The 15316-nt window shown below is 70.0% G+C and carries 12 protein-coding genes; 8 read left to right on the top strand and 4 right to left on the bottom strand.

What is annotated here, in order from left to right; translation table 11 throughout:
* The first annotated feature begins 44 nt into the window (after positions 1–44).
* The 4 genes from ABIC25_RS13395 to ABIC25_RS13380 all read left to right on the top strand — a co-directional run bounded on the left by ABIC25_RS13395 (position 45) and on the right by ABIC25_RS13380 (position 5380).
* Positions 45–1052 carry an esterase-like activity of phytase family protein gene (locus ABIC25_RS13395; RefSeq protein ID WP_064569386.1) on the top strand — a complete coding sequence of 336 codons (1008 nt, stop codon included), beginning with the start codon at positions 45–47 and terminating at the stop codon, positions 1050–1052.
* 82 nt (positions 1053–1134) lie between these two features.
* Positions 1135–1950: an ABC transporter ATP-binding protein gene (locus tag ABIC25_RS13390; RefSeq protein ID WP_101820766.1), complete on the top strand. Its 816-nt coding sequence runs from the start codon at positions 1135–1137 to the stop codon at positions 1948–1950.
* 21 nt (positions 1951–1971) lie between these two features.
* The gene (locus tag ABIC25_RS13385; protein ID WP_354562031.1) at positions 1972–4518 is read left to right on the top strand and encodes an ABC transporter permease; all 2547 of its coding nucleotides are present in this window, start codon (positions 1972–1974) and stop codon (positions 4516–4518) included.
* Between the two features lie 55 nt (positions 4519–4573).
* On the top strand, positions 4574–5380 hold the full coding sequence (locus ABIC25_RS13380; protein WP_354561827.1) for a hypothetical protein: 807 nt from the start codon (positions 4574–4576) through the stop codon (positions 5378–5380).
* Between the two features lie 131 nt (positions 5381–5511).
* Here ABIC25_RS13380 and ABIC25_RS13375 read toward each other — a convergent pair whose 3' ends face one another.
* Positions 5512–6291, bottom strand: coding sequence for a class I SAM-dependent methyltransferase (locus tag ABIC25_RS13375; protein ID WP_248643898.1), 780 nt, complete (start codon positions 6289–6291; stop codon positions 5512–5514).
* Between the two features lie 63 nt (positions 6292–6354).
* Here ABIC25_RS13375 and ABIC25_RS13370 point away from each other — a divergent pair, with 63 nt between their 5' ends.
* Complete coding sequence (locus tag ABIC25_RS13370; RefSeq protein ID WP_354561826.1) at positions 6355–7524, top strand: glycosyltransferase family 4 protein; 1170 nt, start codon at positions 6355–6357, stop codon at positions 7522–7524.
* On the opposite strand, the gene ABIC25_RS13365 is transcribed toward ABIC25_RS13370, so the two are convergent.
* Complete coding sequence (locus ABIC25_RS13365) at positions 7472–9340, bottom strand: MmpA family trehalose lipid delivery protein (protein WP_354561825.1); 1869 nt, start codon at positions 9338–9340, stop codon at positions 7472–7474. The genes ABIC25_RS13370 and ABIC25_RS13365 overlap by 53 nt on opposite strands.
* 14 nt (positions 9341–9354) lie before the next feature.
* Positions 9355–10293, bottom strand: a complete 939-nt coding sequence (locus ABIC25_RS13360; protein WP_101820836.1) for an HpcH/HpaI aldolase/citrate lyase family protein — start codon at positions 10291–10293, stop codon at positions 9355–9357.
* A gap of 177 nt (positions 10294–10470) precedes the next feature.
* Between ABIC25_RS13360 and ABIC25_RS13355 the strand changes: the two genes are divergently transcribed.
* Positions 10471–11655, top strand: coding sequence for an MATE family efflux transporter (locus ABIC25_RS13355; protein WP_354561824.1), 1185 nt, complete (start codon positions 10471–10473; stop codon positions 11653–11655).
* A 56-nt stretch (positions 11656–11711) separates the two neighbouring features.
* The gene (locus ABIC25_RS13350) at positions 11712–12182 is read left to right on the top strand and encodes an SRPBCC family protein (protein ID WP_354561822.1); all 471 of its coding nucleotides are present in this window, start codon (positions 11712–11714) and stop codon (positions 12180–12182) included.
* A gap of 12 nt (positions 12183–12194) precedes the next feature.
* Here the strand turns inward: ABIC25_RS13350 and pgfA are convergent, their stop codons facing one another.
* On the bottom strand, positions 12195–13430 hold the full coding sequence (pgfA, locus tag ABIC25_RS13345) for a cell envelope lipid trafficking protein PgfA (protein ID WP_354561821.1): 1236 nt from the start codon (positions 13428–13430) through the stop codon (positions 12195–12197).
* 44 nt (positions 13431–13474) lie between these two features.
* Between pgfA and ABIC25_RS13340 the strand changes: the two genes are divergently transcribed.
* A complete protein-coding gene (locus ABIC25_RS13340; RefSeq protein ID WP_354561820.1) occupies positions 13475–14776 on the top strand; it encodes an acyltransferase family protein in 1302 nt (433 codons plus the stop codon).
* Positions 14777–15316 lie beyond the last annotated feature (540 nt).

Below are 15316 nucleotides of genomic sequence, written 5' to 3'. Positions count from 1 at the left end.
TGAACAGATGGGTCAGAAGTGACGGTTGAGGTATCGTGCCCCTCATGAAGTTACGTGTGTGGGGCGCCTCGATCGCCGGTGCCTGCGTGTTGGGTCTGGCCTCCCCGATCGCGGTCCAACCGGCTTCGGCGACACCGCCTTCCGGGGCGGGTGTGTCGGCGTTCTTCACCGATTCGACGACGATCGGCGACGGCCTCCCCACGGTGAACCGGATCTCCGGAATCGACCGGACCGGTAACGGCAGCTACGTGCTGATCGCCGAAGACGTGCTGCCTGCGCGCTTCTTCACCGCCTCGATCGGCTACACATCGGTCAACGCGTCGTTTGTCGGGCAACCGCGGATCAACGGCGGCGGCACCGTCCTCGGCCCGTGGTTCCTCCCGCTGCTGCCCGGCCAGGCCCAGTTCGAGGGCATCCGGCAGTCGGCCGGCGGTTACACCGTGGTCAGCGGCGGCAACAACCAGTTCGTCCGTCAGATCGGCCCCATCGGGCAGGTCATCCGCGACCTCCCCCTCCCGTCGGCATGGCGCCCGTCGCCGAAGTCGGGTCTGGCCGGCCAGCGCGGGCTGACCGGCGCGGCCGTCGGGCCCCAGGGGCAGGTCAGCGTCCTCACGGCCGGCGGACTCCGGCAGGACGCCGCGCGGTCGGCCCGTCTGCTGACCTTCGGCAAGAGCAACCGCGAGTTCGTCTACCGCACCGACGCCAACAAGGTGGCCGCCGATGTGCTCGCCGTCAACTCGACCGATTTCCTCGTGCTCGAACGCGGGCCGGGCAACCTCGCGAACATCTTCTGGACGACGACCCGGGGTGCCACCTCGGTGACGAACAAGAAGAAGCTGAGCGGGCGCGAGAAGGCGATGACCAAGCGTCGGATCTTCTCCACGGTCGCGACCCCGCGTCTGCTCACCGGCAACATGTCCGGTCTGGCCTGGGGCAACTGGCACCCCGACAACCCGTTCGCCAAGACCCGCACCCGCACCCTCCTCGTGGTGTCGGACAATGTCGGATCGCCCAACCGAGTGCACTCCTTCGAGGTCCAGATCCCGAAGTAGTGCCCAAGGTCACTGGCCCTCAGGGTGGGGTCAGGGTGATACCTGATGGCCAACCGGCGCAGGATTTGGCACGGTTGATGGCATGACGACGACTGATGTGGCCGCTCGAGACGACGGTGGCGATGATTCCGGGGCGCCCAAGCACGCGGTGGCTGCCGGAGCCGACAACCTTTCCAAGCGGTACGGCGTCGGCGACACCGCCGTCGAAGCCCTGAAGAGTGTCTCGATTTCGTTCCGAGAGGGCGAGTTCACCGCCATCATGGGGCCGTCGGGGTCGGGCAAATCCACCCTGATGCACTGCCTCGCCGGCCTCGACGTCGCGAGCGACGGCAAGGTGTTCATCGGCGACACCGATCTCACCGCGTTGTCGGACAAGGCGATGACGATGCTGCGTCGCGACCGCATCGGCTTCGTCTTCCAGGCGTTCAACCTCGTGCCGACACTGACGGCGAAGGAGAACATCACGCTGCCGGTCGACATCGCCGGCCGGACCGTCGACACCGAATGGTTCGACGCCGTGGTGGCCCGGCTGGGTATCACCGACCGGCTGGGACATCTCCCGAGTGAGTTGTCGGGTGGTCAGCAACAGCGCGTGGCGTGTGCCCGCGCGCTGATCGGCAAGCCGTCGATCATCTTCGGCGACGAGCCGACGGGCAACCTGGACTCCCGGTCCTCCGGCGAAGTGCTGTCGATCCTGCGGGCGGCGACCGACGAGTTCAAGCAGACCGTCGTCATCGTGACCCACGATCCGCGCGCCGCGTCGTATGCCGACCGCGTGGTGTTCCTGGCCGACGGCCAGATCGTGCAGGAGCTCTCGCGGCCCTCCGCCGACGACGTCTTCGAGGTCATGAAGAACCTGGACAACGTGCCTGCGCCCGACACCGCCAGAGCGCACTGAGCCGTGGCCTCCTCCTCGGTGATGCGCAGGGTTTCGCTCCGAAACCTGCGCGCGCACAAGCTCCGACTCTTCCTGACGCTCTTCTCGATCGTCCTCGGCACTTCCTTCGTGGCCGGGTCGATGGTGTTCACCGGGTCCATCTCGAAGGCGTTCAACGACATCTTCGACAGCGCGGCCCAGGGCGTGGCCGTCGAGGTGACCCCCGCCGACCGACAGTCACCGGGAGTGCCGAACTCGATCGTCGATCAACTTCGGGATCAGCGCGCGCAGTTCGGCATCGACAAGCTCGTCGTCAACAACAACGGCCTGATCACGGTCGCCGACTCCGGCGGCAAGGCCATCCAGACCGGTGGCGCCCCGAGCGTCGGCAGCACCTACATCCCGCCCGCGGAGGCCCTCGACCCGGACGAGTCGCGGATCCTGCCGGGCGGGCGCGGCCCCGAGAACGCCGGCGAGATCGTGTTGAACACGTCGGCCGCCGAATCCGCCGGCCTGACGGTGGGGTCGAAGACGAAGGTCGTCGTCGGCCAGGGCGAATCGACACCGCTCGAGGTCACCGTGGTCGGTCTCGTCGACGCGCCCAGCTCGACCGGCGGCTACGTCAACGCGCAGTTCGATGCCGCGACGTCGGCCCGGTTGTTCACCGACGGTCAGCATGTGGGGGTCGTCGACATGTCGGCCGTCGCCGGGGTCACCCCGGAACAGTTGCAGGAACGCATCATCGCCGCGCTCGGCGCCGACGCGGATCTCTACGACGTCCGCACCGGCGATCAGGTCCGTGAAGACCAGAAGGCGCAGGTCAACGAGTTCCTGCAGATCTTCCAATACATCCTGCTGGCGTTCGCCGCGATCGGTCTCGTGGTCGGCACCTTCATCATCTACAACACGTTCTCGATGATCGTCGCGCAGCGGAACCGGGAGTTCGCACTGCTCCGGGCGGTCGGCGCGAGCCAGCGTCAGGTGTCGCGGTCGGTGCTGTTCGAGGCATTCGTGGTCGGCGTGCTCGGCGGCGCGCTCGGCCTCGCCATCGGTATCGCGCTGGCCGCCGGTCTGAAGGCGATCACCAGTGCGACGTCCGGCCTGCCCGACGGTGAGCTGGCCGTCGGTCCGGAAGCGATCCTGGCCGGCATCCTGGTCGGCGTCGTGGTGACGATGGTCAGCGCGTGGGTGCCCGCGGCGAGAGCTGCCCGGGTGCCGCCGGTGGAGGCGATGCGCGCATCGGCCGCCGAGGGGTCGGCCTCGTTGCGCAACCGCACCATCCTCGGGACCGTCATCGGCGTCGCGTCGATCGCCGCGATCGTCATCGGTGCGATGGGCGAAGGAGCGGGTCCCGCGGTCACGGTGGGTGCCGGCGCCGCGGGTGCGGTGCTGTCGGCCGTCCTCATCGGCCCGTCGATCGCCCGCCCGTTCGTCAGCGTGCTCGGCCGCGTCATCGGCGCACCGTTCGGCATGATCGGTCGCCTGGCCCGGACCAACGCCGTCCGTAACCCACGTCGCTCTGCCGCGACGGCGTTCGCGCTCACGCTCGGACTGATGCTGGTCGCGATCATCGGCACCCTCGGACAGTCGTTCAAGGGCACGGTCGACGACGCCGTCGACGCGGGTATCACCGCCGACTACATCGTCGCGGGCACCAACCAGTCGCCGTTGCCGTCGGCGGTGACCGGGGCGATCGACGGTGTGCCGGGTGTCGCCGAGGTGGTGTCGTTCGGCATCGTCCAGGCCAAGGTCGACGACAAGTCGGAGACCGGCTTCTCGGCGCTCGGCGGACCGCTGAACAGCGTGACCGTGATGGACATGCAGGACGGCGCGTCGTCGGATCTGCCCGCCGACGGGATGCTCATCAGCGAGCGGACCGGCAAGTCGAACGGCTGGAAGCGAGGCGACGTGGTCACGTTCACCTCCGCGACGGGCGATCAGGTCCGGGTTCCGATCGCCGGCGTCTACGCCGACAACGAGGCGCTGCAACCGTGGGTGGTGGGTCCCGATGTCTACGAGAAACTGGTCCCGCCCTTCGCGCGGGTCAACGTCACGCTCTTCGTGAACGCTGCCCCGGGCACAGATCTCGACACCCTGCGCAGCAACCTCGAGGAGGCGACGGCCGCATACCTCACGGTCCAGATCCAGGACCGTGACCAGTTCAAGGGTCAGATCTCGTCGCAGATCGACCAGATGCTCGGCACGCTGTACGCGATGCTCGGGTTGGCCCTGCTGATCGCGGTGCTCGGCATCATCAACACGCTCGCGCTGTCGGTGGTCGAACGCAAACGGGAGATCGGGATGTTGCGGGCGATCGGCATGGTCCGGGCCCAGGTCCGGCGGTCGATCTATCTCGAGTCGGTGCTGATCTCGATCTTCGGTGCCGTCCTGGGTGTGCTGCTGGGGACCGTCATCGGCGTCGCGCTGGTACGCACGCTCGCCGAATGGGGGCTGGGCGCACCGGTGATCCCGTGGTCGCTCATCGTGATCACTCTCGTGGCGTCGGCGATCGTCGGCGTGCTGGCCGCCCTGTGGCCGGCCGTTCGTGCCGCGCGCACCGGACCGCTCGAAGCGATCGCCGACATTTGACGCAGGTTCGTGGTGGTCGGGTCGGGACCGATCCGCGGATGACAGAATCGTCCGCATGACCCGACCACCTGAGGGCGATCCCAACGATCCGCGCAACGACCCGCCGGAGACCCGGCAGTTCGACCCGGACTTCGACCCGTCGGCGCCGCCGTCGCAGGCCTACACCGAGCAGCAGCCCGGGCAGCCCTATCCCGGCCCCTATACCGAGCCGCACCAACCGGGTCCGTACACCGAGCCGCACCAGGGCGGGCAGCCGTATCCGGGCCCGTACACCGATCCCCAGTACGCCGATCCCCAGTACACCGGCGGTGCGCCGTACGCGTCCTCGCCGTACGACGCGCCGGCCGGTGGTGAGCCGCCCCGTGGCTCCGGATCGAAGGGGCGGACGATCGGGCTGGCGCTGGCCGCCCTGATCGCGCTGGTGGTGCTCGGGTTGGTCGTCGTGTTGGTGATCCGCTCGGGCGATGGTGATTCCACCAGCGCGGCATCGTCGTCGATCACCGAGTCGAGCGAACCGGCGACGACCAGCGCGACGACGCCGTCGAGCACCACGACCACCGAGGAGACGACGTCGACCACGACGACGACGCAGCGCTCCGGAACCATCACCTACCAGCTGACCGGGAACGGCGACGTCGTCGCGCTCACATTCCGTCGTGGCCCGGGGTCGCCGACCGTGATCCCGGCGACGGGGTCACCCTGGTCGCAGCGGGTGCAACTCGAGGGGACCCGTGCGAGCCTGTCCGCCATCGTGGTTCGCGGCCCGGTGTCGTGCGCCATCCTCGCCGACGGTGAACAGCTCGCCGCCGCCACCAGCCAGGGCGGCACCCTCAACTGCACTGCGGACCTCGCTGCGGAGTAGTCCGGGCACCGGGTGCGGAGGTGGCTTCGACTCGGGTCCTCGACCTCGACGCGCTCCTTCGTCGCTTGCTCGGCCCGGCGGCTCCGCTCGGTCCCGGCTCAACCAGCAGTGGACCGAGCGCAACCGGATCCTCAGCGTCGCCGCAGGACGAGCACCAGATTGGTACCGAGGACGTCGCGGAGCACCGGCACGCGCATGACCCACCACATCCAGCGCGGGATGTAGCGCGGGAACGCCGCGACGAGTTCGGCGCGACCACTGCCGGCTGCCGCACGGGCCCAGCGCAGGCCGTCGGCCGCCGAGACCGCGAACAGCGATGTGCCGTAGAGGTTCTTGGGCGGGCGGCCGTGGCGTCGGGTGTACAGCCGGGCCGCCCGATGGCCGCCGAGATAGTGCGTCAGGCCCATCTCGTGACCGCCGAACGGTCCCCACCACAGCGTGTAGCTGATGATCACGACGCCGCCGGGACGCGTCACCCGCAGCATCTCGTCGGCCATCTGCCACGGGGTCGGCGTGTGTTCGACGACGTTCGACGACAGGCACACGTCGACGCAACCGTCGGCGAAGGGGAGCGCCTGGCCCGATCCGCGGACCGACCCGCGATGCTCGAGCCCGCCGGCGTGCATCTCGGTGGGATCGGGTTCGACGGAGACGTAGTGGGCGCCCCGGGCGCGGAAGGCGTCGGCGAAGTACCCGGGGCCGCCGCCCACATCGAGGACCACCGCCCCGTCGGGAGCGGCGCCGGCGAGATCCGGCACGAACGCCTCGACCATGCTCGCGGTGTCGGCGGCCAGCGCGCCGTAGAACCGCGCGGGATCGGACTGCTCGAAGCGGAAGTCGTTCAGCAGTCCCGCGGCGCGGCGCAGGGTGGCGAGCCGGGCCATCCGCGCACCGGAGAGTGGAGTCGTCATCGTCGGGTCACTCTAGTGCGGCGGGTACCGGCGTTCACCCTCCGGTCGGTAGGCTGACCGACAATGCGCGCACCGTCGAACGTCCTGCTCCTGTGCTGGCGGGACACCCGCCACCCCCAGGGCGGCGGCAGTGAGACCTATCTGGAACGCGTGGGCGCCGAACTGGCCCGACGCGGCGCGACCGTCACCTTCCTCACCTCCGCCTACCCCGGGTCCGTCCGCGAGGAGCAGCGGGACGGCATGCGGTTCATCCGTGCCGGCGGACGCATCAGTGTGTATCCGCGCATGCTCGCGACGATCCTCGGCGGTCGGTTCGGTCTGGGACCGCTGGCGGGGTGCCGACCGGACGTCGTCGTCGACACACAGAACGGTGTGCCGTTCTTCTCGGTGCTGGTGTCGCCGGCGCCGACGGTCGTCCTCGTCCACCACTGTCACCGTGAGCAGTGGCCGGTGGCCGGTCGCCTCCTCGGCCACATCGGGTGGTTTCTCGAGTCGCGGGTGTCGCCCCGGATCCATCGTCGCAATCGGTACGTCACCGTCTCCACGCCGTCGAAGTCCGAGCTCGTCGCACTCGGGGTGGACGCCGAGCGGATCGCGGTCGTGCGCAACGGGATCGATCCGCTGCCCGAGGGCATCGAGGCGCCCGATCGCGCCGGCGACGCCATGTTCGACGACCCGGTTCGGCTCTGCGTGTTGTCGCGGCTGGTTCCGCACAAGCAGGTCGAGGACGCGCTGACCGTGCTCGCACGGTTGCGTCGCGACGGGGTCGACGCCCACCTCGATGTCATCGGCGGCGGTTGGTGGTCGGACGAACTGCACCGTGCCGCAGCCGAACTCGCGGTGACCGGGGCGGTCACGTTCCACGGCCACGTGGACGAACGACGCAAGCACGAACTCCTCGCCCGGGCCCGGGTCCACCTCATGCCGTCGCGCAAGGAGGGATGGGGCCTCGCCGTCGTCGAAGCCGCTCAGCACGGTGTCCCGACGATCGGTTATCGCAGTGCGGTCGGACTCGCCGACTCGATCGACGACGGACACACCGGGCTGCTGGTCGACGGTGTCGACGAACTCGCCAGTGCGACGAGGAAACTCATCGACAATCCGGATGAGTCGGGCCGGCTCGGACGGAACGCGCAAGCCAAGGCGAGTCGCTACTCGTGGTCGGCGACGTGCGACGGATTCATGGCGACGTTCGACGCCGTGTCGTCCGCGCCACGCCGACGCCGGCGCTGATCAGGCCCGCGACGAGCAGCGCGGCCCACGCGAGGTGCGCGCCGGTCGCGATCGCGCGGTCGGCGTCGTCGGCGGATCGATCCGCCGGGCCGGTCACCTGATACAACCGCAGCGACGGCCCGTCGAAGACCATGTGCCCCGACACGGCGAGTTGCGCAGGCGGATCGTCGTTCTCGACCAGCACCCACCCGACGCCGAGCGCGGCGAGCGCGGCCGGTGACCCGCCGGACTCCAGTACCCGCGTCACGGCTGCGGCGTGTTCTCCGGCGGGATCGATCACTTCCCCGTCGACCCGGAGCTCACCGGATTCGACGACCGGCGCGCGGAACATCCGAGCGGCGGGATCGAGGGACGGATCGCGAGCGAAGGGATACTCGCGGACCGTGCCGGGCGGCCACAGGGCGACCGAACCGCGTTCCGGCGGGACGATGTCGGCGACCTGCCGCCACTCGTCGGGATAGTCGATCGCGCGCACCGCACCACCGACTCCCCACGCGAGGTCGGGGAGCGGTGCCACCACGAGCAATGCGACCGCGGCGAACGCGAATCCCGAAGGGACACGCCGCCTCGCCGCCGCCACGGCCGCCGCGACGCAGACCGCGACCGCCGGGACGAGGAGCGCCGAGAACTTCTGGGTGTCGCGGAGGAGCCCACCGCCACCGACGTGTTCGACGACGAACCCCAGGCCGGCCCGGACCGGTCCGAAGGTGCTCAGCAGCAACAGGATCGCGGTGACCGACGCCAGCACGGCGATGGCGCGGACGAGCGGATCGAGCTGCCGGCGACGGCGCCACAGGTGGCCGGCGCCGACCGCGACGACGAGGAGCAGGCAGATGGTGGCCACCGCGGCCCATCCGATGGTCCGGCTCGCCGGCACCGCGTCGGCGTTCCAGATCCCGCCCAGTGACCCGACCGTGCCCACGGGCCCGAGCCACGGCTCCGACCGCAGGCCGAACGCCTCGACCCCGGCGGCCGCCGATGTGGTCGGGGCGTCGGTGATCAGGGACGTCAGCAACCAGGGCAGGGCGCTGAGGACCCAGAGCGCGACGGCGACGGCCGTGGGTCGCAGCCCGATCGGTCGTGCCAGAAGCGCTGTCGCGAAGACGATTCCGGCGAGGACGGAACCGGTGGGCGTCAGCCCGGCGACGGCGAACAGCCCGCCCAGCTGAAGAAGCCGGACGGTGTGCGCTCGGGGGTCCGGTCGCCGGGTGGCTTCGACTCGGCTCCTCGATCTCGATGCGCTCCTTCGTCGCTTACTCGACCCGGCGGCTTCGCTCGGTGCCGGCTCAACCAGCGGATTGTCTCGCCTCGCTGCGCTTGGTGCCGGCTCACCCTGCGGGCGTTCCCGCAGGTCGAGGACCGCGACGAGAATCCACCCCAGTGCCGCAAACCCGGCCAGCAGACTCCAGTGACCCTGCAGGAGCCGTTCGGCGACATAGGGATTCCACACCGCGACGAGCGCGGCGGCCGCGGCACCCGTGCGGCCGGCGTCCGGGACCAGTCGGGCCGCCAGCCGTCCGTAGCCGACACCGGCGAACACCAGGGCCGCGGCGAGAACCGCCAGCACGACGATGCCGCCGTCGACGACGGTGCTCGCCATCGCGAGGAACCAGTCCTGCGGCACGGCGCGTGGCGGTAGGTCGCCGATCCCGAGCGTGGTGTCCGTGACGTGGGTGCGCGGCGTGGACACCGCATCGCGATACAGCAGATACCGGTCGCCGATGCCGATCAGCCCTGGCAGCAGCGGCGCCAGGATCACCGCGGTCGCACCGATACTGGTGCCGTACAGGGCCGGCAGCAGTCGTCGGGGAGTCACCGCGGCGATCCCCTTCAGAAGTGGTGGGTGTCCGACGGCGCGGGAGCGTGCACCGGATCGTCGTCGTAGTCGGATTCGGTGATGCCGTACGACCGGGCCAGGTCCAGGATCTTGGTCGCCCGTGCGATCCGCGGCAGGTCGGAACCGTTGCGGATCTCACCGCCGTCGCGCTCGAACTCGGCGAAGAACTCCCGGGCCCAGGTGATCTCGTCCTGCGAGGGGGACAGGCCCTCGTTGACCTGGGCGCACTGACTCGGGGTGAGGCAGATCTTGCCGGTCATGCCGAACTCGGCGCTCACCGCGGTCGCCTCGCTGAGCTTCAGGGCACTCGAACCGACCGTCGGCCCGTCGATGGCGCTCGGCAGGTGGGCGGCCTTCGCCGCGATGGTGAAACGTGAACGGGCGTACGCGAGGGTCTGCGGGTCGTCGCCGAATCCGGTGTCGCGGCGGAAGTCCCCGATGCCGAACGCGAGACGGAACGTGCCCTTCGTGGCCGCGATCTCACTGATGCGCTCGAGTCCGCGCGCGGTCTCCACGAGCGCCACGATGGGCAGGCCGGGTAGGCGCTTGGCGGTCTCGGTGACATGGTCGACGGACTCGACCATCGCCAGCATCACGCCGCCGACGGCGGTCTGCGACAGGGCGTCGAGGTCGTCGGCCCACCACGGCGTGCCGAACCCGTTGACACGGACCCAGTCTCCGGCGCCGGGGCCGTGCGTGCCGTCCTTCGGCCCGAGCCAGCGGACGACGTTGTCGCGCGCGGCGACCTTGTCCTTGGGGGCCACCGCGTCCTCGATGTCCAACACGACGATGTCGGCACGCGAACGGGACGCCGGCTCGAACTTCGCATAGTGGGAGCCGTTGACCAGCAGCCAGCTCCGCGCCAGCACCGGGTCGATGCGCGAACCGATGTCGGTCGACTCGGCGTCGTAGGTGGGGTTGTCGTCGTACATCAGGGTCTCTCGGTCCGGTGAACACGCGCGATCGGTGGATCCCGCGCTCGGCAACAGCAACCGCCCCATCGTTGCCTATGCACGACTGCACGTGCAAAGCAGATCGCCCGCGTCCCCCGCGCTACCTCGTGCCCGCCCCGTGCGACGCCGCGACGTCGAGGTCGGCACACTTGGTCCATGCAGCAGACGCGCCGGAGAACGGGCACGGTCGGCGCCGTCGGGTCGGTGGCGGTCGGTTCGATGGTGGCCAACGTCTGCATGTACGTGGTGCACCTCACCGCGAGTGCGCACTTCCTCGACGTCAGCGAGTACGGCGAATTCGCGGTCCTGCTGTCGGCGATGCTCGTGCTCGGCGTGCCGGCGATGGCGCTGCAGAACGTGATCGCCCGGGAGATCGTCCTCGGCGGCGACGAAGGACGGCTCCGCAGGCTGGGCCTGGTGACGACCTTCTGGGTCGTCGTGCTCACCGCCGTCGCCACCCCGCTGGTCGCGCTGTTGTTGCGCACCGATGTCGCGACGACGGCGGCAGCACTCGCCTCGGCGCCGCTGCTCGCGCTCATCGCCGCAGGTCAGGGGATTCTCCAGGGGCGCGGCGAGTTCCAGGTGCTGTCCTGGGTGCTGGCCGCGGTCGGTGTCGCCCGGTCGATGCCGATCATCGGGGCGTTCGCGGCCGGCGCCGGGCCGGCGGGCGGACTCCTGGCCGGGACGCTGGGTGCCGCGGCCTCGGCGGTCGTCGTCTGGCTCGTGGTGTGGTCGGTGGCGACGGTCGGGCGGCCCGCAGGCGCGCCGTCGGGTGCCGCCGGGGTGCTCAGCGTGGTCCGCGCATCGCAGGTCCAGCTGGTGCTCATCGTCGCCTCGTCGATCGACCTGTTGCTCTCACCCCGGGTTCTCGATGCCGAGGCGGTCGGGGTGTACGCACTCGGGGCGATCGCGACCAAGGTGGCCTTCTGGCTCCCGCAGGCCATCGGCGTCGTCTTCTATCCCCGCCTCGCCGATCCCGCGCGTTCGGCGGCCTCGCTGCGACAGGCGGTCGCGGTGGTCGCCGGGATCGGAGTGGTGCTGACCGTGCTGGCCGGTGCGGCCGGTCCGATCGTCCCGTTCGTCTTCGGGGACGGTTACGACGCCCTCGTGTCGATCCTGTGGCTGTTCGCCTACATCGGCGCCGCACTCGCGGTCCTGCAGGTCGTCCTGCTGTCGGCGATCGCGCGGGACCGGACGCGCGTCGCGCTCGGCACCTGGGTGGTGGTCGCCGTCGAGGTGCTGGTCATCGTCACGGTCACGGGCTCGGTGATCGGGGTGGCCGGGACCGCGGCGGTGGCCGTCACGATCGCCGCGCTGGGAACGTGGGCGGTCGCGCGCTGAGTCACGTGTCCATCTCGGACGTTGCCGAGTTCCCGAAGTTTCGGCAGTGTTGTGTGATGAGCGACAACGAGAGCACACAGGTCACTGTCCAACGCATCATCGAGGCGCCCGTCGACGCGGTGTTCGACGTTCTCTCCAATCCTGAACGGCACCAGGCGCTCGACGGGTCGGGCTTCATCCGCGGCGTCGACCACGCCGACCGCATCCAGCAGGTGGGGGACGTGTTCACGATGAACATGGCCGGCGACCACATGGGTGGCGAGTACAAGACCGACAATCATGTCACCGGTTACGCCAAGGACAAGCTGCTGGCATGGAAGACCGCGCCCGCGGGCACCGAGCCGCCCGGGTGGGAATGGCTGTGGGAGCTGGAGTCCCAGGGACCCAAAGAAACCCTCGTGCGCCACACCTATGACTGGTCGAAGGTCACCGACAAGGACCTGCTCGAGAAGGTGAAGTTCCCGCTCGTCACCGAGGCCCAGCTCGACGACACCCTCGGCAGGCTCGCCGCCGAGGCGGCTTCCTGACGCAGCGCTTCGTCACTCCGGCTGCCCGCCCGCGGCGCCCCTGCGCCGGAACCGGGCGGGTAGCCAGGCCGGGTTGGTGAGCACCAGCCCCGCCACCAACGCCACGATGCCCAGGATGGCGGTGCCGATCGGTACCAGCCTGCCCCAGATCAGGATCGGGGACGCGAGATCGTCGGCGAGGTCCGTCATCCGGGTCTGGGTGTCCTCGTCGTAGGCGAATGTCGCACGCAGGTGCGGCAATTCGAAGTCGGCCGGTACACCCGGCGTGCCGTCGGGAAACCGGTACACCTCGTCGACGGTGATCGTCGCGTCGACGATGGTGCCGGTCCGGGGATCGACGGCGAGGTCCCACGAACTGCGGTGGTGCAGGTTCGCGGTCAGCGGGCGACTCGTGTCGCCGACCCCGAACCACGACGCCGGACGTGTGATCGTGACATTCGTGCCCACCGGCCTGCCCAGCGCCGCGCGGGCGAGATCGGTGTCGGGTACCTCGGCGCGGAACCGGTCGACGTCGCGGCCGTGCACCTCGGTGTCGTCGTCGTAGACGAGCGGCACGGTGGTGCGGGTGACGGCGTCGAAGAACTCCCGATCGGCCGGTTCGGTGTCGAACGGGAGGAGATACGTGACGCCGCGCCGATCCGGGACGAGGACGGCGGCCTGACCGCTGTCGTACTGGATCTCCGACGCCCCGCGCGCGGCGAGCCGGGGCAGCGCGTTCTTCCGGTCGAGCGTCACCCGGTCCTTGATCGCGTTGACCGTCGCGTCGTTGCACGGTTGCGCCGGATCATCTGCCTGAGAACCCCCTGGGTCGACGCCGGGACGCGGATCGCCCGGGTCGACCTCACGGCCGTCGATGCGCAGCGCCTGGGCCTGGATCGACGTCCCGGCCTGCAGGGTCACCCGGTGTTCGTCGGAGGGTTGCACCGCGACGACGCGTTGCTGGCGGACGAGGTCGGCGTCGACGGCGCGCGCCGAGCGGGTCTCGAGCGAACACCGGTCGAAGATCGTCGCGTCATCGGCGGTGGCGACCGTGGTGAAGTCCGTGCTCAGCGGGATGGTGCGGAATCCGCCGACAAGCAACGTCGGCAGGGCGATCGTCACCGCGAGCAAGAACGCGCCGACGAAGATCAGGGTCGGGCCGGCGAGGTCCGCGGCCGACCAGCGATGCGGCTCCGGACGGGTCTCGGTATCCGACGACAACCCGGAGGACGGCGGCCCTGATCGCGACGAGGAGGACGGCGAGGACATGGAGGCGAGGGTACGCAACGCGTCCCGGCTACCCTGTCAGCAGCATGACCAGCACCGACCCCGATCCCATCGCCCCGGCAGCCGCCGGCTCCGCCCGGCGGTTCTATCCGCAGCTCGAGGGCATGCGGGCCATCGCCGCGATCGGGGTCCTGGTCACCCATGTGGCGTTCCAGACGCGGGCGGTCGAGATCCCCGTGCTCGGACCGGTACTCGGTCGCCTCGACCTCGCGGTCGCCCTGTTCTTCGCGCTCTCCGGCTTCCTGCTGTGGCGGCCGTGGGTCGACGCCGCGCATCGCGGTGGCGGACATCCGTCGGTGTCGAGGTACTTCCGCCACCGGGTGGTGCGGATCTGGCCGGCCTACGTGGTGGTGGTCGTTCTGGTGATCCTGCTGCTCCCCGAGGCGCAGGGTGCCGACGCCCAGGTCTGGTTGGCGAACCTGACGTTGACCCAGGTCTTCGTGCCACTCACGCTCACCGCGGGTCTGACCCAGATGTGGAGCCTCTCGGTCGAGATCGCGTTCTACGCCCTGCTGCCGCTCATCGGCTTCGCGCTCCTGCGGCTGCGTGGTCGTCGCCTGCGTGCGCGTGTCCCGGCGTTGGTGGTTCTGGGCGCGGTGAGCCTGGGCTGGGCCTGGGTCGGTACCTCGCTGCCGGTGGCCGACGGTGTGGAGACCAAGAACTGGGTGTTCGGTCACCTCCCGTGGTTCGTCGCGGGTCTGATCCTGGCCGAGATCGCCGGGGTCCTCGACTCGGCCTCCGGGGCGTCCGGAACCACCCGTTCGGGACGCTGGATGGCGAGTGTGATCCGCCTCAGCGCCAACCGTCCGCTGATGCTGGGCGTGCTCGCCGTCGCCTATGCACTGGCGTGCACCAGGCTCGCCGGACCGACCGGACTCGGCGACGTCACCGAGATCGAGTTCGCCACCAAGATGGTGCTCGGCGCGCTCTGCGGGTATGCGCTGCTCGCCCCGCTGGTGTGCAATGAGGGGCCGTTCCGCATCCTCACCTCGCGCGTGATGCTGGCGCTCGGGAGATGGTCGTACGGGATCTTCATCTGGCACGTCGCGGTCCTGGCGGTCGTCTTCCCGCTGTTCGGCATCGTGCCGTTCAGCGGTGACACCCTCCTGGTGCTGGTGATCACGCTCGTCCTGTCGATCGGTGTGTCCGCGGCCAGTTACGCCTTCATCGAGGAGCCGACGCGGAACTGGCTGCGCAACCGCGAGAGTCGTCGTCGCAACCGCTCGCGCCGCGACGCCGCGAGTCCACCCGTCGGGGACCGACCGTCGACGGCGGACCAGAACACCAGCCACGCGGTCATCGACACCGCCACCAGCGCCGGCAGCTGAACCCACCACTGCGAGCCGTGGTAGCCGCCGGAGGCGTGCCACGGTCCGGCCGCCAGTCCGATCGTCGCCGCCATCATCGCGACGAATGCAGTTGTGACGCTTGACTTCCGCGGTAGCGCGGCGGCGACGGCGCCGACCACGACGGCGGCCGCGAGCCCCCACCAGCCCGACACCAGCCACGCGGCTGCGAGCACCGCACCCCCGGCGAGGAGCACGGTGCCGCGTCCGGCCGGGACCACGATGGGCTCCCCGGGCAGGGCACGGCGTGCCGACGGCCACCAGGCCGCGAGGAGCAACAGCACCATCAGTGCCAGGCCGATCACCAGCGACCAGCGGTACAGCGAATCGAACCGGTACGTCAGGTCGATGGTTCCGGCAGCGCCGGCGGGAACGATCCAGCCCTGTTGCCAGCCGTCGACGACGACCGGCCGCAGCGACACCCCGTCGAGCCGCGCCTGCCATCCGGGGTTGGTGCTCTCGGGCACGACCAGCAGTCGTTGCGGTCCGCTCTCGACGGTCACCGCGCGCCGCACCGCCGAC

This window comes from Gordonia sp. PvP123 (assembly GCF_040547295.1).
Classification (GTDB): Bacteria; Actinomycetota; Actinomycetes; order Mycobacteriales; family Mycobacteriaceae; genus Gordonia; species Gordonia terrae.
The sequence above is the reverse complement of the archived record's forward strand: the minus strand, read 5'-3'. Positions and strand labels throughout refer to the sequence as shown.